We start from the raw sequence: 22130 nt of genomic DNA on the forward strand, positions 1-22130 counted from the left end.
AACACTTTTCATGCGTTCTTGGCAACAAGGAGTGATCTGGACTGACCGGGCGCGTCAAATTGGTCTTATGCCGGGGGCTCAGTTCAGGAAGCGGGTCAGCACCTTCTCCAGCTTGGCTGCGCCCAGCGGGGCCATGGCCTTGGTGTGCTCGTGGCTGATCGCTTCGTCCGACAGGCCTGCGGCCATGTTGGTGATCGTCGAAATCGCCGCGGCCTTCAGCCCCAGAAACCGCGCCAGGATCACCTCCGGGACGGTCGACATGCCGACCGCATCGGCCCCCAGGGTACGGATCGCGCGGATTTCGGCAGGTGTTTCGAACGACGGGCCCGAATACCAGGCGTAGACACCTTCGTGCAGATCGACATCCTCCGCCCGGGCCGCCTCGCGCAGGGCGCTGCGGATCGCGGGGTCATGGGCGTCGCCCATCGGCACAAAACGGCGGTCCGTCGGCTCTCCGATCAGGGGGTTGAGACCCGAGAAGTTGATGTGATCCGACAGCAGCATCAGCGATCCGGTCGGCATGTCCGCCCGCAGACTGCCTGCGGCATTGGTGGCCAGCACCGCCTCTGCGCCCAGTTCGGCCAGAACCTCCAGCGGCAGGCGCATGGCGTCCGCGCGCCCGCTTTCGTAGTAATGCGACCGTCCGCCAAAGACGGCGACCCGGGTGCCGCCCAGCTGTCCCACGACCAGCTTGGGGTTATGGCCGCTGACCCCTGCATGGGGGAAACCGGGCAGGTCGGCATAGTCGATTGCCACGCCGTCCACCTGCTCGGCCAGATGCCCCAGCCCGGAGCCCAGGATCAGGCCATAGGCCAGTGCCTCTGCCCCCGCGCGGTCGCGGATCAGGGCGGTAAGCTCAGCGCTCTTTGACATAGGGCTCGCCTCCGGCGCGCGGCGGGATCGCGCGACCGACGAAGCCCGCCAGGATCACCACCGTCAGGATATAGGGCAGGCTGTCCAACAGGGCCGAGGGGATCTGAATGCCGATCAACTGGTTCAGCATCTCACCCCGGAAGCCCAGCGCCTGCAGAAAGCCGAACAACAGGCAGGCCCCCAGTGCATACCACGGCCGCCATTTGGCAAAGATCAGCGCGGCCAGCGCGATGAACCCCCGGCCCGCCGACATTTCCTTGACGAAACCCGCCGACAGCGCCGTCGCCAGATAGGCCCCGGCGATACCGCAAAGTACGCCACAGATCATCACTGCCGCATAACGCAGCCCCACGACCGACACGCCCGCCGTGTCCACCGCCGCGGGGTTTTCGCCCACGGCCCGCAGGCGCAGGCCGAACCGGGTGCGGGTCAGGACCCACCAGGTCGCGGGCACACACAGAAGGGCCACATAGACCAGGATCGAATGGCCCGAGATCAGCTCCGCATAGATCGGCCCCAGGAAGGGCACGTCGCGCAGCGCCTCGGCGAAGGGCAGGGTGATTTCGCTGAACCGGCCCGCGCCTTCCAGCTGCGGGGTGCGCCCGCCCAGGCCGAACCAGGCCTCGCCCACCACGACCGTCAGGCCCGACGCCAGAAAGTTGATCGCCACGCCGGAAATCAGCTGATTGCCGCGAAAGGTGATCGAAGCGATGCCATGGAGCGCCGCCATCAGCAGCGACGCGAAGATCCCCGCCAGCAGCCCCAGCCACACGTTGCCGGTATAGGCGGCCACGGCAGCCGACAGGAAGGCGGAGGCCAGCATCTTGCCCTCCAGCCCGATGTCGAACACGCCTGCCCGTTCGCTGAACAGGCCCGCCAGACAGGCCAGCAGCAGCGGCGTGGCCAACCGAAGGGAGGAATCGAGGATCTGGATGATTTCGAGGAAGCTCATGTCCGCTCCGTCGCCAGTCGGTAGGCGGCATAGGTAAAGAAGGTTCCGATGGTGGCCTGCGCGGCCCGTCTGCCCCGCGCATACAGCGCGACGGCGGCGCGGGTCGAAAACGCCAGCGCATAGACCACATGACCAGCCAGAGAGATCAGGAATGAAACCCCGATCAACGTGACCAGAATGAACACCGGTGTGTCCGGCCCAGTGCCGACCGCGGCGATTGCCACCCAGAAGATCGCGGCCTTCGGGTTGGTCATCTGCACCATCAGCCCGCGCAGTCCATAGGCCCGCAGGTTGGGTGCGTCGACGGTACGGGTATTGACCTCGACCGTCTGCGCAGCGGACCGAAAGGCCCCATAGGCCAGCCACAACAGATAGGCCGCGCCCGCCAGCTTCAGCACTGTCATCGCCCCGGCCCAAAGGGTCAGGACGGCGGTGAATCCGGTCACGGCCAATACCCCCCACAGAAGGGTGCCGACGGATACACCCGCAGCCAGCGCCAGGCCCTGCGGCCGGCCCCGTTCCATCGAGGTGCCGATGATCGCCAGGATGTTCGGTCCGGGCGAGAAAAGCCCAAGGCAAAGCATCCCCCAGGCCACCAGAAGGCCGGGCAAATGGGGGGCCAGATCGGTCATCCTGCGTCCTTTCGGCTGGGGCTGCGGCGCATCGACAGGAACAGCCGTTCAACCGGTAGCCGGACCATGTTGTCCAGCGCGCCCGTGAACAGGATCACCAGGGCCTGAATGACCAGAATCATCTCTCGTGAAATCGCGGGGATGTCGAATTCGACATAGCCACCGCCCTGATACAGCATCCCGAACAGCAAGGCCGCGATGCAGACGCCCAAGGGATGCGATCGCCCCATCAGCGCCACCGCAATGCCCACGAAACCGGCACCCTGCACCGGGTCGATGACCAGCCGTTCACCCTCGCCCATGACCGAGTTGATCGCCATCAGGCCACAGAGAGCGCCAGAGATGGTCATCGCGATCATGACGATCCGGGTGGACGAGATCCCGGCATAAAGCGCCGCCGGCTCCGAATGACCGAAGGCGCGGATTTCATAGCCCAGCTTGGTCCGCCACAGCAGCAGCCAGACGCCCAACGCAGACAAGAGCGCCAGCGGGAAAGCGATGTTCAAAGGCGCGCGGCAGACCGAGGCAAAGGGACGCTCCACGCAGCCCAGACCCAGCAGGGCATAAAGATCCGCGATCGACGGCAGATTGGTCGCCGCGGCGAACCGCGCCGTTTCCGGCGAGCCGCCCGCGCCGGGGGCCAGCAGAACACGGCTGAGCAGATAGACCATCAGCGCCGAGGCGATGAAGTTGAACATGATCGTCGTGATGACGATGTGGCTGCCGCGCTTGGCCTGCAGATAGGCCGGAATCGAGGCCCAGAACGCCCCGAAGGCCCCGGCCCCCAGCATCGCCGCGATCAGGGCCAGCGTCCAATGCGGCCAAGGCACCCAGAGCAGCATCAGGGCCACGCCCAGACCGCCCAGCAGGGCCTGCCCCTCGCCGCCGATGTTGAACATCCGGGCGTGAAAGGCGACGGCGACACCGAGGCCCGTAAAGATGAAGTTCGTCGCGTAATAGAGCGTATAGCTCCAACCATCCGCCGAGCCGACGGCCCCCTCGACCAGCAGGCCCAGCACCTCGAACGGGTCTTCACCGATGAAGGCCACGACCAGGCCCGATACGATCAACGCCAGAAGCAGGTTGAGAAAGGGGATCAGCAGGATGTCGGCCCATTTGGGCATGGAGTCTCTCATGCGGCGTCTCCGGTGATGCCGGCCATCAGCAGGCCCAGCTCACCCTGGTTGGTCTGATCCGGCAGGCGTTCGCCCATGATGCGCCCGTCGAACATCACCGCGATGCGGTCCGACAGGGCCATGATTTCATCAAGTTCGACCGATACGAGCAGGATCGCTTTGCCCTGGTCGCGCAGGGCGATGACCTGCTGGTGGATGAACTCGATCGCGCCGATGTCCACGCCGCGCGTGGGCTGCCCGATCAGCAACAGGTCTGGATTGCGCTCGATCTCTCGGGCGAGGACGATCTTTTGCTGGTTGCCGCCAGAGAAACTCTTGGCGGCCAGCGTCGGGTCAGGCGGGCGCACGTCGAAGCGCGCCATCTTTTCTTCGCAGTCTTTCTTGAGCGCGGCGTTGTCCAGAAACATGCCGCTGCCAAAACGGTCGTCGTGGTGATAGCCGAAGCCCACGTTTTCCCAGGCGCGGTAGTCCATGATCAGACCCTCGCGCTGCCGGTCCTCGGGTACGTGGGCGATGCCGCGCGCGCGGCGACTGCGCGCGTCGGACGCGGTGCCGGTCAGGTCGATTTCCTGGCCGTTGACGCGGATCGTCCCGGTGCCCCTGGCATAGCCACCCAGCACCTCCAGCAGTTCGGACTGACCGTTGCCCGCAACGCCTGCGATGCCCAGAACTTCGCCCGCGCGAATGGTCAGGTCGATGCCGCGCAGCCGCTCCACGCCCTGATCGTCGATCACGCGCAGGTTTTCCACCTCCAGGATGGTCTTGCCGGGCTGGGCGGGGGTCTTGTCGACGCGCAACAGAACTTTTCGCCCCACCATCAGCTCGGCCAGATGTTCCGGGCTGGTTTCGGCGGTCTGCACGGTGGCGGTCATTTCGCCCCGTCGCATGACGCTGACGGTGTCGGTGATTTCCATGATCTCGCGCAGCTTGTGGGTGATCAGGATGATCGTCTTCCCCTCGTCGCGCAGGCCGCGCAGGATGCGGAACAGGTGGTCGGCCTCGGCAGGCGTCAGCACGCCCGTCGGTTCGTCCAGGATCAGGATATCCGCCTCACGGTAGAGCGCCTTGAGGATCTCTACCCGCTGCTGCTGTCCGACGCCGAGGTCTTCGATGATGGCGTCGGGGTCGACGTCCATTTCGTAGTCATCGGCCAGTTTGGCCAGCAGTTTGCGCGCCTTGGCCAACGAGGGTTTCAAAAGCCCGCCGTCCTCTGCGCCCAGGATGATGTTTTCCAGAACGGAGAAATTCTCGACCAGTTTGAAGTGCTGGAACACCATGCCGATGCCCGCGTCGATCGCGGCCTGGCTGTCGGGGATCTGGGTCGGCGTGCCGCCGATCAGGATCTCGCCCGCGTCGGCCTTGTAGAACCCGTAGAGGATGGACATCAGCGTCGATTTGCCCGCGCCGTTTTCCCCGATGATCCCGTGGATCGACCCGCGTTTGACCTGGATCGAGATGTCCTTGTTGGCCTGCACCGGGCCAAAGGCCTTGGAGATGCCGCGCAACTCGATCGCAAGGCTCTGATCGCCGGGGGCACCTTGGGGGGTGGGGTCAGTCATTCGCTCTCCACGAAACCGGTCACGCGGGTCAGGACCCCGTCCTTCGCATGGCCTACGAACAGCAGGCGCGCGAATTTCAACCCGTTGCGGTCCAGCCGTGCCTCGACCAGGGCGGTGCCATGGGTGACGCGCGGGGCGGCCATCGGATGCAGGCTCGCGTCCGGCAGGTTACGGCGGAAGATGGTCAGGTACTGGCCCATGCCTTTGGCCCCGACGAAGGGCTCCGGCGCATGGGGATCCTCATAGGTGAACGAGGCCGCCAAGGCCTCGTCCAGGAGTGTGTCGCGTGCCCCGGCGTCGGCCTCATTCCAGGCCGAGAGGAGCGTCAGCAGCAGGTCGCCGGGGGACGTCATGGTCATCAGAACGCCGGGCAGGTGCCATCGTCGGTGAAATTGTGGACGACAACGTCGCCCGCGATGATCGACGCCTTGGCCGCCTCTACCGCTTCGATCATTTCGGCGCTGACCAGGTCTGCGTTGTTCTCGTCCATGGCATAGCCGACACCATCGTTGTCGAGTCCCATGGAAATGACGCCCGCCTCGATGTCGGTGCCGTTCGAGAAGGTGTCGAACACCGCGTTGTCGACGCGCTTGACCATCGAGGTCAGGACCTTGCCGGGGTGCAGGTAGTTCTGGTTGCTGTCCACGCCGATCGACAGGATGCCTTCGTCGGCGGCGGCCTGCAGAACACCGATCCCGGTGCCGCCTGCTGCCGCAAAGACCACGTCCGATCCCTGGCTGATCTGGCTGCGCGTCAGCTCTGCGCCCTTGACCGGGTCGTTCCAGGCCGTCGGGGTGGTGCCGGTCATGTTGACGATCACGGTGGTGTCGGGGTTCACGGCCTTGGCACCCTGGGCATAACCGCAGGCAAAGCGCGAGATCAGCGGCACATCCATGCCACCGACAAACGACACGGTTCCCGTCTCGGAGGCCATGGCCGCCATCATGCCGACCAGATAGCTGCCCTCATGCTCCTTGAAGGAGATCTGGCGCACGTTGGGTTGGTCCAGCCAGTCGACGTCGACGATGGCGAACTTGGTGTCCGGGTAGTCGGGGGCGACCACGTCCAGGGTAGAGGCGTTGGCAAAGCCCAGAACGACGACCGGGTTCGCGCCCCGCTCGGCCATGCGGCGCATGGTCTGTTCACGCTGTGCCTCGTTGGCCAGCTCGGTCTCGGCATAGTCGCCGCCGGTCTCTTCGACCCAGCGCTGAGCACCGTTATAGGCGCTTTCGTTGAACGACTTGTCGAACTTGCCGCCCAGGTCGATGATCAGGCCTGGGTTGGAATGGCCATCAGCCAGGCCGGCACCGGCGGTCAAGGCCAGCGCGGCGGCGGCCCCCATCAGCTTGGTGGTGATCTTCATGGTTGTCTCCCGTTGGACAGAGGCTTCGGAAGGGCAAATCACCCCCCTGCCGTCATTGATGCAGGGGATAAGGCCGCAGGGGACCCAGAAGATCAACCGGATTCTGGCCTGTCTGACCCGTCGTCAGAGGTCCTTGCGCATGGCCAGGGCATCGACGCCTTCGTAATAGCCGCTGCGCTGACCGACCAGCCGCCATCCGCTGCGATCATAAAGCGCACGGGCCGCCGCGTTTTCGGCCGAAACCTCCAGAAAGACCGCCTGCGCGCCGCGCACACGGGCCGCTGCCTCGAACTGCGCCAGCAAATCGCGGCCCAGCCCCTGACGTTTGCGCCCGTCCGCGACCAGCAGCGTCAGAAGCTCCGCTTCGTCCGCGACGCAGCGGCCCAGGGCGAAACCGTCGATCGGGCCGCCCGTGTCCGTCTCGGACAGGGTCAGAAAGCAGTGTGGGTTTTCCAACGCCGACCGAAAGGCCCCCGACGACCATCGGGAGGGGCCGTCAAAGGCGTCGGCGTGCAATGCGGCAAGGCGGTCGGCTAGGGTCATGCGGTCCCTCTGGTCTGTGACCCGCAGATAGGCGGGTGACCCGGACGATCAACGCGGGTGACCTGCGACTCTCTGTCCTGTTCGCATCACAGAATGACAGGCGGCGCGTCGCGGGCCGGTGCGGCGTCCGCAGGGCGCAGATAGATCGGCGCAGGCCTGGGGCGACCGGCCGCCGCGCGGGACGCCGCGATCTGTGCGATGGACGCGGCCAGCGGCACCTCGGGTGCGCACCTCAGGCCCAGATCCGCCGCCACCTGCGCCGCCGCAGGCCCCGCCAGAACCGTTGGCCAGCCGTCCGGCAGCGGGGCATCGCCTGGCTGACTGCGCAGCTCTGCGCCATGGCCCAGATGCACCAGGCCGCGCGGGGCGGGCAGGGCCACGGTGACCGCGCGTCCCGCCGCATGCCCCTCAATGGCACCGACACCTTCTGCCGGGATGCCCAGCGCCAGGGCCAGCCCACGTGCGGCGGCCACCGCGATCCGCGTCCCGGTGAAGTTGCCCGGACCCGTGCCCACGCCAATCACGTCCAGCGCGTCCCAGCCCAGTCCGGCCTCGGCCAGCAATTCCTCCAGCAGGGGCATCAGGCGTTCGGCCTGCCCCTTGGTCATCGCCTCGACCCGCGTCGCCAGAACCCGATCCCCTGACACGACAGCGGCCGCGCAATGCGCGGCCGAGGTATCGAAGGCGAGCGTGGTCCGGTCAGACACCGACAGGACGCACCTCCAGCACTTCGGGGATGTAATGCCGCAGCAGGTTCTCGATCCCCATCTTCAGGGTCATCGTCGAAGACGGGCAACCGGCGCAGGCCCCCTTCATCTGCAGATACACGACGCCGCGCTCGAACCCGTGAAAGGTGATGTCGCCCCCGTCCTGTGCCACGGCGGGGCGGACGCGCGTGTCCAGCAATTCGGTGATCTGGCCCACGATGGCGCTGTCGGCCTCGTCGTGGTTGGCGGCGTGCTGCGCCTGGGCTTCGCCTTCCATGACCGGCTCACCGGACTGGAAATGCTCCATGATGGCACCCAGGATCGCGGGCTTCACATGGTCCCACTCTGTCGTGTCGGCCTTGGTGACGGTCACGAAATCATGGCCGAAGAAGACGCCTGCGATGCCGCTGATCGCGAACAGGCGCCGGGCCAGGGGGGATTTCTCGCCGGCGGCGGCTTCGGGGAAATCTGCGGTGCCCGCGTCCAGCACGGTCTGTCCGGGCAGGAACTTGAGCGTGGCCGGGTTCGGCGTGGTCTCGGTCTGGATGAACATCAGGGCACCTCCGGGGCTGGGAGGCTTATGTGCGCGCCCGCCCCGGCCGTGTCAAGAAGTTGGAACGATTCTAAAGCCGATGCGCAGGCGCAGGGCCGGACCCGGTCCGCCCTGGACCCCAGAGACGCCCGGACACCCCCGACACAGTCAGGCGATGCCTTCGAGCTGTTCCTTCGACAAATCGCCCGGCACGATCGTGAACGGCACCGGCAACGTTCCCGCCGATTTCGTCAGCTGCGTGACCAGCGGCCCCGGTCCCTTCTTGTCCGAGGCGGCACCCAGCACGAGAACCCCGATTTCCGGGTCCTCCCGCACCTGGGCCAGGATTTCGTCGACGGGTTCGCCTTCGCGGATGACCAGGTGCGGCTCCAGCGCGTGCTTGTCGCGCATCCATTTGGCGAAGACCTCGAAATGGGCGACGATCCGTTCCCGCGCTTCTTCGCGCATGATGTCGCCCACACCGATCCAATGGTTGAACTCATCGGGGGGAATCACCGACAAAACCTCGACACCCCCACCTGTGTGTTCGGCCCGCAGTGCAGCGAAACGCATGGCGTTGAGGCATTCGCGGCTGTCGTCCAGCACCACCAGAAACTTGCGCATCGAACTCTCCTAAAGATGGCGGAGCCCCAGAATGACGCGCGCGCGCGGCTCTGTCCATGGCTTTGGCGCGCCTTATCGGCGGGTGATCGGCGGTTCCTGCCGGGGCGGCAAAGGTGTCAGCGCCCGCAAGGTCAACGCCCCCAGCCGCGTTGCCACCACAAGGCCCAGGTGCACCAGGCTCAGCCATAGCAGCACCAGCGTCCCTGCCGCCGCCCGGCTCAGCCGCACGGTGGCGCGGAACACCCGGCCCTTGCCCAGAACGGCAAGGGTGCGGGTTGTGCGAGGGCCCGCCGCCTCGGCCACCCGCGCCAGCCGGGCGGCATCCTCGGGCCCGTCCACATGGCGCAACAGGCGCAACGCCTCGGGCGCAGAGGTCGCGCCGCGCACCCGGTCCATGTCGGCAGCCACGGCGCTCAGGGCGGCGACCTGCCGGGGCGGGGCCAGATCCTCCAGCCGGGCGGTGCCGCGCAGATAGCCGGGCAAGACATCCCAGCGCACCGGAACCCGCATCAGCCGCGCGAGGTCAGGGGTCACCGAGCCCATGCGCCGCGCCATCCGCAACAGGCCCGCGCCCGCCTTCACCGCCCCCGATGATCCCCCCGAGACCAGGATGGCCCCGGTCGCGCCCAGGCCGATCAACGCCAGCCCGGCATCCAACTGGTCCACCTGCTGCCCCCCGGCCCAGGCCCCGCCCGCGCGTCGCAGGGCGTTCAGATCGCCCAGCGGCGACATTTCGAAGGGCACGGCGCAGGCGGCGATCTGGGTCAGGCTGCGGCAGGCACCGATATCCACCATGCAGGTCCCGCAGGCGGTGCCCTGCGCCATCCACCCGGCCTCTGCGGCAATCAGGGCCTGGGCCGGGTCGCGGGGCACGTCGTGGCCCAGCTCGTCCGCCAGGCCCAGCAGCATCTCGGCCTGCTCCGCATCACCCGTTGCGACGGCCTGTTCCAGTTCGGCCGCGATCCAGTCCGGCGTGGCCCGTCGCGCCACGGCCCGGTCCAGCGTCAGGGCCAGTTCAGACGCGCTACGGTCCACGAATGGCGCGGCCAGCGGATTGGTCGACAACGCCCAGCCGCTCGCCGCCAGCGTCGCCAACAGCGGGACGGCGCGCATCAGCTGCCGCATCATGAAGGTGCACCTGTCGCCATGCCAAGCCTCGTGGCCATCCCCGCGGCCTTGCCAGAACCTAGGCATCCGATCCGCGCCACGCCAGCCACCGAAGGCCAGACCGCGCTTCTCTGCTTCATAAATATCCCAGCGAGCGAGAGGGAGGGTCCCTCGCTCTGGCGGTGGCCGCCTACGCCGCGCTCAGCGCCCAATCCCAATACATCTCCCGCACGCGGCGGGTGACCGGGCCGATCTGATAGGACCTGTCGTCAAAGGCCGTCACCGGCGTCACCTTGGACATGTTGCCCGACAGGAACACCTCATCGGCGTCGCGGAAATCGTCGAAGCCGAGAACCGTTTCGTGCACCCGCATTCCGTCGCCCAGCATGTTGGCGATGTGCCGCGCGCGTGTGATTCCCGACAGGAAGGTGCCGTTGGCGACGGGGGTGAACACCTCTCCGTCGCGGACCATGAAGACATTCGATGTGGCACTTTCGGCCACGTTGCCCAATGCGTCGGCGACCAGCGCGTTGCCAAAGCCACGCGCCCGCGCCTCTGCCAACATCCGCGCGTTGTTCGGGTAAAGGCATCCGGCCTTGGCGTCGCAGACTGCGTCCTCCATCACCGGGCGGCGGAACCGGGTGGTGGTCAGCGTGGTCGAGGCCTCGGCGGGGGGCATCGGCACCTCTTCGAGGCAGAGCGCGAAGCCCGTCTCATCCGCCGAGGGCCCGATCAAGGCGGCGTCCCCGTGAATGCCCCAGTACATCGGACGGATGTAGACGGCGGCCCCCGGGGCGAACCCCTCCAACCCGGCGCGAGCCAGCTCGACCATGGTTTCGACCGCGACCGTCGGTGTCAGCGCCAGCGCCTCGGCTGACCGGTTGACCCGTGCACAGTGCTTGTCCAGATCCGGCACGACCCCCTCGAACTGGCGCGCCCCGTCAAAGACCGAGCTGGCCAGCCAGCTGCCATGATCCGCCGCGCGCATGATCGGGACGTTGCCGTCATGCCAGCTGCCTTCGAACCAGGTCCGGATCGTCTTGCCCATGGCCATCTGTCGCGCCCTCCGCCGTTTCGGGGCGGAGACTATGCCCTCCCCATCGGGGCGTCCATCGCAGAGACGCCCTTGCAAAGATACCGCTGCCGCCCGACCTTGCGCGGATGGATCCCTATCGCCCCCTTGATGACGACGCCCGCGCGCTGACCCGTGATGTGCTGGCTGGAGCCACGACGGCGGCGCTGGGGACGTTGCGCGACGGCGCGCCGATGGTGACGCGGGCGGGCTGTCTGTGGTTGCCGGGGCAGGGGCTGTTCATGCTGCTGTCGGACCTGTCGGATCACGCGCGCGCCCTGGCTGTCGACCCGGCGTGTTCCCTGCTGCTGGGCGAGGCCGGGGCGCGGGGCGACCCCCTGACCCACCCCCGCCTGACCCTGATGGGGCGGGTCGAACCCGCCGACAAACCTGCTCTGCGCGCGGCCTATCTGGCCAGGCGGCCCAAGGCGACGGTGTATTACGATTTCACCGATTTCCGCCTGCTGCGCCTGGCTTTGGGCGAGGCGCTGCTGAACGGGGGCTTCGGCAAGGCGTATCGCCTGACACGCGCCGATCTGGATGCGTTGGCGTGATGCGCCCGGTGGCGTTGGTCCTGGGGGCGGCCGTGCGCGCCGATGGCACGCCTTCGCCCAGTCTGGCCCTGCGCGTGGATCACGCCGTGGCGCTCTATCGTGCGGGCCGGGTCGGCGCGATCTGTGTGGCGGGTGGGGTCGGACGGCATGGTCCGGCCGAAGGCACCGTCGGCCGGGCCCGCGCCCGGGCAGCCGGTGTGCCCGATGCTGACCTGATCGTTGAGGTCGCGTCGCGAAACACGGCTCAGAACATCGCGAACGCCCGATCTTTGCTGGCCGGGCGTCCCGTCGTGATCGTCTCGCATCGCTGGCATCTGCCCCGCGCCTGGCTTGCGGCGCGGCTCCTGGGCCTGACGGTCACCGCCTCGGGGCCGCGCGGACAGCTTTCCTGGCCCCGCGCGGCCCTGGCCATCCTGCGCGAAGCGGCGGCCACGCCCCTGACGGCCCTGCGTGCCCTGCGCCTCAGGTGGGCGCGTCGCAGCGGGCGGTGACAAAGACCTTGCCCTTCGTCGCCTCCGGCCAGGTCAGCCGCACCCGCTGCTGCGTGCCGCCGATCTTCGGCGTCGCATAGGGCATGTGGTAGACATTGACGTTGCTGCCGTTCTTGATCGGCCCTTCGGGCATCACGGCCTGTACCACGCGGGCCTGTCCGGCAAACGGCAGATAGGGGGCCAGGTCCACCTCCCAGTTGAACTGCGCGGAATTGACCTGCAGCGGCACGGTGATCGGGTTCTGAAACTGGTTTTGCACCGCAAAGAAGGTGTTGGAATGCACCGCCACATCCACGAACCGCGACGTGTCGAGCCCGGCAAAGGTTCCATCCACCCCATCCACACGGGCCAGCGCCTGCCCCTTGATGGTCTTGAAGGTGTTCCCGGTGATGGTCACGCCGTTCAGAAAATGCCCCGACCCATAGGGCTTGATCTGAATCGGCCGGAAGGAATTCGGGACATTGGACGAAAAGATGATGTTGCCCAGGATCTGCAGTCCGCCGAACGACAGCTCATTGGCGAAATCGGGGTTCGGATCGCGCTCGTTCGTCCATTGGATGTAGCAGTTGTCGACGTAGTTCGCGGTAAAGATCGACTTCGGCTGACTGTCGGCAAAGACGATGCCCGCCGTGCGCTGCCCCAAGGTTTCATTGTCGCCCTGGAAAAAGTGGTTGCCGCTGATGATATGCCCCGATCCGCCGACGACGGCGAAATGGCGGAACTTGTTGGCGCGGTTGTTGCGGATCTTGGTATCGTTGGCATTGACGTTGAATCCGATGCTGACCCGGTCCTGTACGCGGATCGCATTCTCGTTCGACAGGAACTGACAGCGGTCGATCAGCAATCCCTGACAGCCGGTGCCGTGACTGGTCAGACCCCGATCCTTCGGCCCCGTGATGAAGCAATCCTTCACGTGAAAGATCAGGCCGTTGACCGGCAGCAGGATGCCCGAACACTCCCCCGCCAGCAGGAATTCGATATCCTGCAGCGTAAAGCGTTGCAGATTGGCAAAGCCCGAGAAATCCAGCGCGTATTTGAACCGACGGAAGGTATAGGTCTGCGCGTTCGGCGCCCCGTGCAGCGGCGCGCTCAGGTGCACCTGTTGCGTGGGCACATGGACCGAGGTGACATAGACCTCGCGCCCCACCCCCGTCGGCCCGCTGACCAATGCGCCGACCGGGACGTTGGCCGCGTTGGCGACATTGGTGATCCGGGTCGGCTGGTTGCTGTCCCAATTGCCGGTGCCGGTGACGACCGTGGTCTGGAACGCGGGGCCCGCGGCCACATCGATCTGGCCGTTTCGGATCTTGCGCTGGTTGGCATAGGTGTCCTTGTCGAACACCGCGGCCTGCACATCCAGCGGCTCTGACAGGCGGACCGACCGGCCCATCATGTCCAGCGTGTCATGGTCGGTAAAGTTGAACAGCGCCTGAACAGCCTTCTTGAACCCCTCCTCCTCGTCGCCGAAGGCGTCGATATAGCTGGGCAGGTCGAAATTCTTGATCAGGCTCAGGCGTTTGGATGCGGGCAGGGTCACGGTGCCTTCGAACCGAACACGCTCGTTGAAGGTGACATGGTCGGTCAGCTTGTAGGTGCCTTTCGACACCAGGACCGAACGCCCGTTGGCCGCGTTCTCGGCCGCCTGAAAGGCGGCGGTGTCATCGGCCACGCCATCGCCCACGGCCCCGAAATCGCGGACATCCACCCAATCCATCATGTCGCGCAGATAGGCGCTTGTGATGTCTTCGATCTCGATGTCGTCGATGCGGACCACGCCGCCGTTCGGGCCGGTCAGATCCAGACCGATGTGGGCATGGGCGACCGTGTTGTTCCAGGCCAGGTCGACGCCGCCACGGGTGCCGGTGCCGATGATCGCGGTGATCGTCTCGACGCGCCCATAGGCATCCAGCTGGGTCGCCGGCCCGGCCTGCGGCAGCCCGCCCACACCGTTGCCGTTCGATGCCTTTGGAAAGGCACCGATCCGCACGGCAGGCAGGTTGCCCGAGACGGCCTTCACCCGCAGGGTCACCCGCAGGTAGCACCCCGGCAGGATCGGCGTCGCGCCCATGGACCGCAGCTTCTGCGTGCCCTCCGTCTTCAACATCTCGAGGCAGGAACCGAAATCCTGGTCCGCCGGCACCAGCACGGCATTGCCCGAGGTCGCATAGGTGTCGGACCCCGGCAGCCCGTCCTGGCGCGACCAGACATTCAGCCCGTCCTCGAACTTGGGCGGGTTAAAGACCAGCCCGTCGGTGATCGCCTTGTTCATCTGCCATTCCCTTCGCAGGCCCCGAACGAAAAGACCGCCCCAGCGGCCTGCGGCCGGGGCGGTCTCATGTCTGTGAGTGACGGGCGGGGTCAGACCCGCCTATGGGAGCAGTCTTCGTGGCGAACAGCTAACAAACGGTTAAGGATGCGGCCCTGCGTCCGCTGGACGTGGCCCGGTCACGCGCCCACGATCGGTGCCGTCAGAACCTGCACCCCGCCGATTTTCCACCCCGCGTCGGTTTCGATCATCATGTAGGCCAGCTTGTGCAGGCGCCCGGCCCCATCGGTGACCAGAACCTCCTGCGTCCAGACGGCCCCGCGTTCGATGGCGCTCAGATACTCGACGCGATCGGGGGTCCAGACCATCGGATAGCCCTGTTCGACCATCTGCCCAAAGATTTCAGGCGTGCGGAACATGCCCTGGATGTTGGGGGCGGCAAAGCCGAAGGCGGTCTCTACGTCGCGGGCGATAAAGGCGTCGATCTGACTGCCGATGATGCCCTGAATGGCGGCTTCATCCGCCTGCGCCGCGCCTGCCAGCACGACCAATCCTGCAATCAATCCCTTCACGGTCAATCCTCCTGCGGTGATCCCTGGAAACCTAGACCACCGCAGACACGGATCAACGCAGGCGAAAGTTTCAGATCAGGTCGCCCGCCAGCGCCCGGTCGATCAGGTCGGCGGTTTCGCCCACGCCATAAAGCGCGATGAACCCGCCAAACCGTGGGCCCTGATCGGCCCCCAGCAGCACCTGATACAGGGCCTTGAACCAGTCGCGCATCGGATCGAAACGGTCCCGGCCGACGTCATAGACCAACCCCTGCAACGCCTCGTCCGACACGTCGCCGTCCCAGCCCCGCAACCCGTCGCGCAGGGCTTCCAGCGCCGCGCGCTCCGCCTCGGTCGGCATCCGGTAGACCTTCGCCGGTTTGACGAAGTCGTTGTAATACCGCACCGCGCCTGCGGCGGCGGCGTCCATCTGCGGGTTGCCTTCGGGCGTGGCCTCCGGCGCGTAACGGTTGATGAAGCCCCACAGCACGTCCTTGTCCTCGGCCCCGGACACGCTGGCGATGTTCAGAAGCATGGAAAACGGCACCACCATGTCCGACGCGGGCACATCGCCGCCGTGGATGTGGAACACCGGGTTCGCCGCCTGCTTGGCCGCATCCTGATCCGGGTAGGCGCGCAGCTGCTGGTGGTATTCGTCCACCGCCTTGGGGATCACGTCGAAATGCATCCGCTTGGCCGTGCGCGGCTTGAGATACATGAAATACGACAGCGACTCAGACGAGGCATAGGTCAGCCATTGGTCGATCGAGATACCGTTGCCCGACGTCTTGGAGATCTTGTGCCCCTCCGCATCGAGGAACAGCTCATAGACGTAGTTCTCTGGCGCCTGGCCCCCCAGCGCGCGACAGATCCCGCCATAGACGCCCGTATTGGCGGCATGGTCCTTGCCATAGATCTCGAAATCCACGCCCAGCGCGGCCCAGCGGGCCCCGAAGTCGGGCTTCCACTGGAACTTCACGTTGCCGCCCGTGACCGGCACCGTCCATTCGCGCCCGTCCTCGTCGTCAAAGGTCACGGTCCCCTCGCGCCCGTCCACATGCTTCATCGGCACATAGAGAACGCGGCCCGTCTCGGGATGGATCGGCAGAAAGATGGAATAGGTCTGCGCCCGCTCTTCGCGCAGGGTCTTCAGCATGATTTCCATCAGCCGGTCATACCGCTCGGCGGCCAGCCGCAGCGTGTCGTCGAACTTGCCCGACCGGTAGAACTCCGTGGCCGAGATGAACTCGTAATCGAAGCCGAAGGTGTCCAGGAACCGGCGCAGCATGGCGTTGTTGTGGTGGCCGAAACTCTCGTGCGTGCCGAACGGATCGGGCACCGAGGTCAGCGGCTTCTGCAGATGTTCCGCCAATGCCTCGGGGTTGGGCACGTTGCCCGGCACCTTCCGCATCCCGTCCATGTCGTCCGAGAAACAGATCAGGCGCGTCGGGACGTCTGAAATCACCTCAAACGCGCGGCGGATCATGGTCGTGCGCGCCACCTCGCCAAAGGTGCCGATATGGGGCAAACCACTGGGACCATAGCCGGTTTCGAACAGCACATGGTCCTTGCCCTGCTTTTCGACCCGTTTCAGCAGGCGGCGGGCCTCTTCGAAAGGCCAGGCCTTCGATGTCATCGCGGCGTCACGCAGGCTGCTCATGGGGTGTCCTTTGGTCATGGGGGGAAACCGGTGCTGCCTATTGCGGCAACGCGGCATCGTCAATAAATCCATGCATACAGAGGAGGCACCAAAGATGTCCGATACTTTTTCGGCCCAGGACGCGCTGGTCGCGTTGATGATCACCGTCTCCGCTTCAGACGCGACCATTCGCACGTCGGAGCTTTTGACGATCCAGGCCATCGTCAACCACCTGCCGATCTTTGCAGGCTACGATGCCGACCGGATGGAGCAGGTGGCTCAGACCGTCTTTGACCTGTTGGAGGAAGAAGACGGCCTCGACGCCATCTACGGTCTGGTGCGCGAAGCGCTGCCCGACACGCACCACGAAACCGCCTATGCGTTGGCCTGCGATGTGGCCGCCGCCGACGGCAATGTTCTGCAAACCGAACTGCAGCTGCTGCGCGACCTGCGCTATGAACTGTCGCTCGACCCGCTGCACGCCGCCGCCATCGAACGCGGCGCGCGCGCCCGGCACCTGCCGATCGCCTAGAACCTGGCGCCGGGCGACCGGATCGCGCCGGATCACCCCGACCTGCGCCGCCCCGATCCCCGGATCGCGGCGTAGATCGCTATCGGCCAGGGCCAAGGCGACCACCTGTTGCACATGCGGGCCGGTGCTGTGACCTGTGTCTGCCAGACTCGGGCCCTCCCACGCGGCACCGTCGTGGCACCCTGCCGGATCCGGCAGGGCAGCAGGCGGTCACCCTCCCTGGCGGGGCGTGCCCCCCGTATCGCGTGTCACGACAGGCCCGTCGGGTGCGGGGAAATCGGCGGGCGGGAAGAGCACGATGACGGTCTGCGCGGCAGCCGCGCCCCCGGTCAACATCAGCGCGGCGGTCAGGGCAAGAAACGTTCGGATCATCGTCGGAACTCCTGGTCAGGCCCCGATGTCGGGGACACCAGACAGATGCGCCCGTTGCCGGGCCCGCAGAAGTATGGTTCCTGTGGATCAGCTCTGCAAAAACGCAGAACGCAAGAGGCCCCATGTTCGACTGGTCCGACATCCGCACGTTTCTCGCCGTTCTGCGCGATGGCTCCGCCGCCTCGGCGGCGCGCCGTCTGGGCACCAATCAAACCACCGTCAGTCGCAGGCTGGCCCGGCTTGAGGATGCGCTTGGGCTAAAGCTGTTCGATCCCGGCCCACGCGGGGCCCGCCCGACCGAGGCGGCCCGGCGTCTGCTGCCCGAAGCAGAGGCGATGGAGGCCGCGGCCCTGTCCCTTTCGTCACGCGCCGACGGCATGTCCCGGCGCCTGACCGGCACCATCCGCCTGACCGCAAACCCGAACGCCATGCGCTATGCGGGCGGGATCATTCGCAATTTTCAGCGCGCGCATCCCGGTGCCGAATTCCGCATCGACACCGAAACCCGCACCCTCTCGCTGGAAGACGGAGAGGCCGACATCGCCCTGCGCCCCGGCGTGCGCCTGTCAGGCGACACGCTGATCGCGCGCAAACTGCTGGACCATCCCTGGGGCTTCTACGCTTCCGACGGCTATCTGGCGCAGCACGGCACCCCCCGCAGTTTTACGGATCTGGCGGATCACGATCTGGTCTGTTGCACTGGGAACGCGGCGCAGGTCGAACCGATCCCCACGGCGCAGGCACGGTTGCCGCGACACGACCACCGGATCCATATCGAGTCGCTCAACGGCGTGATCGGCCTCCTGCGCGCGGGCGAGGGCGTGGGCTTCCTGCCGCGCGCCGAAGGCGACATCGAACCGGGTCTCAGCTTCTGCTTCTCGGAGCCGGACCTGGTTCAGGGTCTCTGGCTCGTGACCTCCCCCGAGGGACATGCCGACCCGTTGATCCGCGCCTTCATGCGGTTCTGCGCGGACGCGATCCCGGATCTTTTGGCGAGTGTCCCGCCGGAATGGCGCGTTTGACCCCAAAACGTGAAAACCGGTCCGAGGGTTTCCCCCAAACCGTGAATTTCACCCGCTCAGCGCACCATCCCGACGATTTCGTAGGTCCGCTCCAGGACCGGGACGGTGATTTCCCGCGCCCGCTCCGCACCGCGCGCCAGGATGCGGTCGATCTCGCCCGGATCCTGCATCAGCCGCGACATCTCGGCTGAGACGGGCGACAGCTTTGCGACCGCCAGATCGGCCAGGTCCGCCTTGAAGTACCCGAACAACTTGCCCTCGTTCGCCGCCAGCACCTCTGCCACCGAAGTATCTGACAAGGCAGCATAAATATTGACAAGGTTCCGCGCGTCCGGGCGCCCGTCCAACCCCTCGACCGTGCCGGGCAGGGGGTCGGGATCGGTCTTGGCCTTGCGGAATTTCTTGGCGATGGCATCGGCGTCATCGGTCAGGTTGATACGGCTGGCCTCGACCGGGTCGCTTTTGGACATCTTCCGGGTGCCGTCGCGCAACGACATGATCCGCGTCGCCTCGCCCTTGATGACCGGCTCGGTGATCGGAAAGAAATCCACGCCGAAATCGTGGTTGAACTTGGTCGCAATATCCCGTGTCAATTCAAGGTGTTGCTTCTGATCGTCGCCGACGGGCACATGGGTCGCGTGATAGATCAGGATGTCCGCCGCCATCAGCGCCGGATAGGCGAACAGCCCCAGCGACGCGGCCTCGGCGTTCTTGCCTGCCTTGTCCTTCCACTGGGTCATCCGACCCATCCAGCCCATCCGCGCCACACAGTTGAAGATCCAGGCAAGCTGCGCGTGTTCGGGCACCTGCGACTGATTGATCAGGATAGATTTTTCCGGATCGATGCCGGAGGCGAGAAAGCCCGCGCACAGCTCCCGCGTGTTGCGGCGCAGGTCGCCGGGATCCTGCCAGACGGTGATCGCATGCATATCGACCATGCAATAGACCGTCTCGTGGCTGCCCGCGTCCTGCATGGTGACGAAGTTCTTTATTGCGCCCAGGTAGTTACCCAACGTCAATCCACCCGACGGCTGGATGCCCGAGAACACGCGGGGCGTGAAGGTCTGGTCAGCCATGTCATTTCTCCGGTCTGGCAAAGCGGTGGCGCATCGCTTAGCCACCCCATCAGCGACCGTCAACAAAGGCCAGCGCCATGCAGGACCCCCGCAACCAGAGCCCGTTCAACGCCCTGCCGCCGGTGGTCGTCGCGCTTGCCGTGATCATCGCGGGGATCGAGCTGATCTTTTCCTTGGGCGAGGCCGGCATCGTCGGCGGGCGCGCGGCGGTCGGTTGGCGTCTGACGGCGATCCGGGACTGGTCGTTGATCGACCCGGTTTTTGACTGGATGCTGGCCAACGGCACCTTTCCGCCCGGCGAGTTGGCGCGCCTGATCACCTATCCGCTGCTCCACGGCAGCTTCACCCACGCGGCCTTCGTGGTGGTCTTCATCCTCGCGCTGGGCAATGTCACCGCACCGTTCTACCCGACCTGGCGCTTGCCTGTCATTCTGACCGGGGCGGCAGTGGCGGGCGCGCTGGCATTCCTGGTGCTGTTCGACACGGACAGACCCTTGTTCGGTGGATACCCAATGGCTTACGGCCTGATCGGTGTCTTCACATACCTCACGACCCTGGGCCTGGCACGTGCCGATCCCAGCCGTGCATTCCTGTTGATCGGGTTCCTGCTGGCGATTCAGCCGATCTTTGGTCTGGCCTCGGGTGCGGGGCTCAGCTGGGTGCCGGACTGGACGGCGGATCTGGCGGGCTTTGCCGGTGGCTATGCCCTGGCGATCCTGCTGTTTCCGGGCGGGGTTCAGCGGCTGCGGGATCGGATGCGGCGGCGCTAGCCGCGCCGCATCGCGCCGCGCACCTCCGACAGGCGCACCGCGCCCAACACCTGCGCCAGGCCGAAATAGGCCACGATCCCCGTGATCACCAACAGCGCCAGCGCGGGCACCCGAAAGACCCCCGCAAGGGCCGGGCCCAACACCACACCCGCGAAGAACAGCACCACCCCCATCAGCCCGGCCGCAAGCACGATGCGCCAGACCCGTCCCCGCGCGCGGTCATCCAGTCGGGCCACATCGCCCAAGGGGCGCACTCCGCGCCAGAGCAGCCAGGCCATTGCCCAAGCCGCGAGCGTTGTTCCGAAGGCGGCCGCCGCGAAGCCAAAGATCGGTGCCAGCCCGATGGCCACCGCAGCGTTCACAACCATCGAGACGACGGCATACCGCAGGGGGCTGCGGGTATCTTCGCGTGCGAAATAAAGTGGTTGCAGGACTTTTTGCAGCACAAAGGCAGGCAGGCCGAGCGCATAGATCATCAGCGCCACGGCGGTCGCGGCGGTGTCGTCAGGCCCGAAAGCGCCCCGTTCGAACAGAACCGAGACCAGCGTCGTGGGCACCACCAGAAGCGCCACCGCAGAAGGGAGCGTCAGCAGCAGAGAGAACTCCGTCGCGCGGGAATAGGCGTCGCGCTGACCGGTGGCGTCTTCGGCGCGGACACGGCGGCTGAGGTCGGGCAGAAGGACCACGCCGATGGCGATGCCGACCACGCCCAGCGGCAGCTGGTACAGGCGATCGGCATAGTTCAGCCAGGCCACGGCCCCGTCGAAATAGCTGGCGACCTGGCGACCGACCAACAGATTCACCTGAACCACGCCCCCGGCCAGGGCGGCAGGGGCGGCGATGACCAGCAAGCGTTTCAGGTCCGGTGTCATGCGCGGGCGGCGGCGCGGCAGCAGGCGGTGCCCGGCGCGGGCGGCGGCCCACCAGACCAGCCCCAGCTGCGCCGCGCCGCCCAGGGGAACGGACCAGATCAGCGCACCGCCGTAAGGGTTGGCGAAGGTCGAAAGGTCGACCGGCATCGCCCCGGTCCAGACGAGGATCAGGGCCGTGATAAACACGATGTTCAAAAGCGCGGGCGCGGCCGCAGCGGCCAGGAAGCGACCGTTGGAATTCAGCAAGCCAGAGACCAATGCGGCCAAGGAAATCAACAGGATATAGGGGAATGCGATACGCCCGTAGGTGACGGCGAGGTCAAAGCGGCTGTCCTCGGCAAAGCCCGAGGCCATGGCGAGGACGAGGGCGGGCATGAAGACGATTCCAAGGACCGAAAACAGCGTCAGGATCATCACCATCCCGGCCACCGCGTCGCGGGCAAAGGCGTCGGCTTCCTCCGCGCCCTCCTCCAGCTTTTTGGCATAGAGCGGGACGAACGCCATGTTGAACGCGCCTTCGGCAAAGAAGCGGCGGAACATGTTAGGTAATGAAAACGCGACGAAAAACGCTTCTGCCGCTGCTCCGGTGCCGAGGAAACGGGCGATCAGGATGTCGCGGGCAAAGCCCAGAACCCGGCTGAGCAGGGTCCAGCCGCCGACGGTGAGAAAGCCTGAGATGAGGCGGGGGGAGGGGCGTGTCATGGCGCCCTTCTAGAAGGTGTCCGGGGGCGGCGGAATAGGGATGTGAAACGGAGTGGTTTCAGGGGGGACCCGGGGGTGATCCAGGGCGGATTTGGGTCCGACGCGATTTGCGCACGGTCTTGCGGCAATGCGGGCAGTTTGGTGCGAGAATCGCCGCACAAAGGGGGGCTGTTCGACAGCCCC

Annotated in this window: 24 protein-coding genes; 5 read left to right on the plus strand and 19 right to left on the minus strand. The window is 66.2% G+C overall.

Annotated features, from left to right (window positions below):
- Window positions 1-78 precede the first annotated feature (78 nt).
- The 13 genes from K3551_RS05180 to K3551_RS05240 form a co-directional block, all read right to left on the minus strand.
- On the minus strand, window positions 79-873 hold the full coding sequence (locus K3551_RS05180) for a purine-nucleoside phosphorylase (RefSeq protein WP_259918254.1): 795 nt from the start codon (window positions 871-873) through the stop codon (window positions 79-81).
- Window positions 857-1825 (minus strand): ABC transporter permease, encoded by a 969-nt coding sequence (locus K3551_RS05185; RefSeq protein ID WP_259918256.1) that lies wholly within the window; start codon window positions 1823-1825, stop codon window positions 857-859. Before K3551_RS05185 ends, K3551_RS05180 begins: the two co-directional genes overlap by 17 nt.
- On the minus strand, window positions 1822-2457 hold the full coding sequence (locus tag K3551_RS05190) for a LysE family translocator (RefSeq protein ID WP_259918258.1): 636 nt from the start codon (window positions 2455-2457) through the stop codon (window positions 1822-1824). The genes K3551_RS05185 and K3551_RS05190 overlap by 4 nt, the downstream gene beginning before the upstream one ends.
- Window positions 2454-3593 (minus strand): ABC transporter permease, encoded by a 1140-nt coding sequence (locus K3551_RS05195; RefSeq protein ID WP_259918259.1) that lies wholly within the window; start codon window positions 3591-3593, stop codon window positions 2454-2456. Before K3551_RS05195 ends, K3551_RS05190 begins: the two co-directional genes overlap by 4 nt.
- The gene (locus K3551_RS05200; RefSeq protein ID WP_259918261.1) at window positions 3590-5152 is read right to left on the minus strand and encodes an ABC transporter ATP-binding protein; all 1563 of its coding nucleotides are present in this window, start codon (window positions 5150-5152) and stop codon (window positions 3590-3592) included. Before K3551_RS05200 ends, K3551_RS05195 begins: the two co-directional genes overlap by 4 nt.
- On the minus strand, window positions 5149-5511 hold the full coding sequence (locus tag K3551_RS05205; protein WP_259918262.1) for a hypothetical protein: 363 nt from the start codon (window positions 5509-5511) through the stop codon (window positions 5149-5151). The genes K3551_RS05200 and K3551_RS05205 overlap by 4 nt, the downstream gene beginning before the upstream one ends.
- Window positions 5511-6515 carry a BMP family protein gene (locus K3551_RS05210; RefSeq protein ID WP_259918263.1) on the minus strand — a complete coding sequence of 335 codons (1005 nt, stop codon included), beginning with the start codon at window positions 6513-6515 and terminating at the stop codon, window positions 5511-5513. Before K3551_RS05210 ends, K3551_RS05205 begins: the two co-directional genes overlap by 1 nt.
- 123 nt (window positions 6516-6638) lie before the next feature.
- Complete coding sequence (locus K3551_RS05215) at window positions 6639-7058, minus strand: GNAT family N-acetyltransferase (protein ID WP_259918264.1); 420 nt, start codon at window positions 7056-7058, stop codon at window positions 6639-6641.
- An 86-nt stretch (window positions 7059-7144) separates the two neighbouring features.
- Window positions 7145-7765, minus strand: coding sequence for a tRNA (adenosine(37)-N6)-threonylcarbamoyltransferase complex dimerization subunit type 1 TsaB (gene tsaB / locus K3551_RS05220; RefSeq protein ID WP_259918265.1), 621 nt, complete (start codon window positions 7763-7765; stop codon window positions 7145-7147).
- Complete coding sequence (locus tag K3551_RS05225; protein ID WP_259918266.1) at window positions 7758-8318, minus strand: NifU family protein; 561 nt, start codon at window positions 8316-8318, stop codon at window positions 7758-7760. The genes tsaB and K3551_RS05225 overlap by 8 nt, the downstream gene beginning before the upstream one ends.
- A gap of 147 nt (window positions 8319-8465) precedes the next feature.
- Window positions 8466-8921: a universal stress protein gene (locus K3551_RS05230; RefSeq protein WP_259918267.1), complete on the minus strand. Its 456-nt coding sequence runs from the start codon at window positions 8919-8921 to the stop codon at window positions 8466-8468.
- A 72-nt stretch (window positions 8922-8993) separates the two neighbouring features.
- Window positions 8994-10049 carry a hypothetical protein gene (locus K3551_RS05235; protein WP_259918269.1) on the minus strand — a complete coding sequence of 352 codons (1056 nt, stop codon included), beginning with the start codon at window positions 10047-10049 and terminating at the stop codon, window positions 8994-8996.
- Window positions 10050-10218: 169 nt separating this feature from the next.
- The gene (locus K3551_RS05240) at window positions 10219-11082 is read right to left on the minus strand and encodes a branched-chain amino acid aminotransferase (protein ID WP_259918270.1); all 864 of its coding nucleotides are present in this window, start codon (window positions 11080-11082) and stop codon (window positions 10219-10221) included.
- A 107-nt stretch (window positions 11083-11189) separates the two neighbouring features.
- Between K3551_RS05240 and K3551_RS05245 the strand changes: the two genes are divergently transcribed.
- Complete coding sequence (locus K3551_RS05245; RefSeq protein ID WP_259918272.1) at window positions 11190-11654, plus strand: HugZ family protein; 465 nt, start codon at window positions 11190-11192, stop codon at window positions 11652-11654.
- Window positions 11654-12145 carry a YdcF family protein gene (locus K3551_RS05250; RefSeq protein ID WP_259919482.1) on the plus strand — a complete coding sequence of 164 codons (492 nt, stop codon included), beginning with the start codon at window positions 11654-11656 and terminating at the stop codon, window positions 12143-12145. The genes K3551_RS05245 and K3551_RS05250 overlap by 1 nt, the downstream gene beginning before the upstream one ends.
- Here the strand turns inward: K3551_RS05250 and K3551_RS05255 are convergent.
- From K3551_RS05255 to K3551_RS05265, 3 genes are all read right to left on the minus strand, one after another.
- The gene (locus K3551_RS05255; RefSeq protein WP_259918274.1) at window positions 12117-14414 is read right to left on the minus strand and encodes a glycosyl hydrolase family 28-related protein; all 2298 of its coding nucleotides are present in this window, start codon (window positions 14412-14414) and stop codon (window positions 12117-12119) included. The genes K3551_RS05250 and K3551_RS05255 overlap by 29 nt on opposite strands.
- A gap of 176 nt (window positions 14415-14590) precedes the next feature.
- Window positions 14591-14983 (minus strand): DUF4864 domain-containing protein, encoded by a 393-nt coding sequence (locus K3551_RS05260; RefSeq protein ID WP_259918276.1) that lies wholly within the window; start codon window positions 14981-14983, stop codon window positions 14591-14593.
- Between the two features lie 70 nt (window positions 14984-15053).
- Window positions 15054-16622, minus strand: coding sequence for a lysine--tRNA ligase (locus tag K3551_RS05265; RefSeq protein ID WP_259918278.1), 1569 nt, complete (start codon window positions 16620-16622; stop codon window positions 15054-15056).
- Window positions 16623-16716: 94 nt separating this feature from the next.
- Between K3551_RS05265 and K3551_RS05270 the strand changes: the two genes are divergently transcribed.
- Window positions 16717-17133: a tellurite resistance TerB family protein gene (locus tag K3551_RS05270; protein ID WP_259918280.1), complete on the plus strand. Its 417-nt coding sequence runs from the start codon at window positions 16717-16719 to the stop codon at window positions 17131-17133.
- A 210-nt stretch (window positions 17134-17343) separates the two neighbouring features.
- Here K3551_RS05270 and K3551_RS05275 read toward each other — a convergent pair whose 3' ends face one another.
- Window positions 17344-17505 carry a hypothetical protein gene (locus K3551_RS05275; protein WP_259918282.1) on the minus strand — a complete coding sequence of 54 codons (162 nt, stop codon included), beginning with the start codon at window positions 17503-17505 and terminating at the stop codon, window positions 17344-17346.
- 122 nt (window positions 17506-17627) lie between these two features.
- On the opposite strand from K3551_RS05275, the gene K3551_RS05280 reads away from it, so the two are divergent.
- Entirely contained in the window at window positions 17628-18527 is a 900-nt protein-coding gene (locus tag K3551_RS05280; RefSeq protein WP_259918284.1) for a LysR family transcriptional regulator, read from the plus strand.
- A gap of 56 nt (window positions 18528-18583) precedes the next feature.
- Here the strand turns inward: K3551_RS05280 and trpS are convergent, their stop codons facing one another.
- Window positions 18584-19603: a tryptophan--tRNA ligase gene (trpS, locus tag K3551_RS05285; RefSeq protein ID WP_259918285.1), complete on the minus strand. Its 1020-nt coding sequence runs from the start codon at window positions 19601-19603 to the stop codon at window positions 18584-18586.
- Between the two features lie 77 nt (window positions 19604-19680).
- Here trpS and K3551_RS05290 point away from each other — a divergent pair, with 77 nt between their 5' ends.
- Window positions 19681-20373: a rhomboid family intramembrane serine protease gene (locus K3551_RS05290; RefSeq protein ID WP_259918287.1), complete on the plus strand. Its 693-nt coding sequence runs from the start codon at window positions 19681-19683 to the stop codon at window positions 20371-20373.
- Here the strand turns inward: K3551_RS05290 and murJ are convergent.
- On the minus strand, window positions 20370-21947 hold the full coding sequence (gene murJ / locus K3551_RS05295) for a murein biosynthesis integral membrane protein MurJ (RefSeq protein WP_259918289.1): 1578 nt from the start codon (window positions 21945-21947) through the stop codon (window positions 20370-20372). The genes K3551_RS05290 and murJ overlap by 4 nt on opposite strands.
- Between the last annotated feature and the right edge of the window lie 183 nt (window positions 21948-22130).

The sequence above is a fragment of the Jannaschia sp. M317 genome (genome assembly GCF_025141175.1).
In the GTDB taxonomy this organism is placed as follows: domain Bacteria; phylum Pseudomonadota; class Alphaproteobacteria; order Rhodobacterales; family Rhodobacteraceae; genus Jannaschia.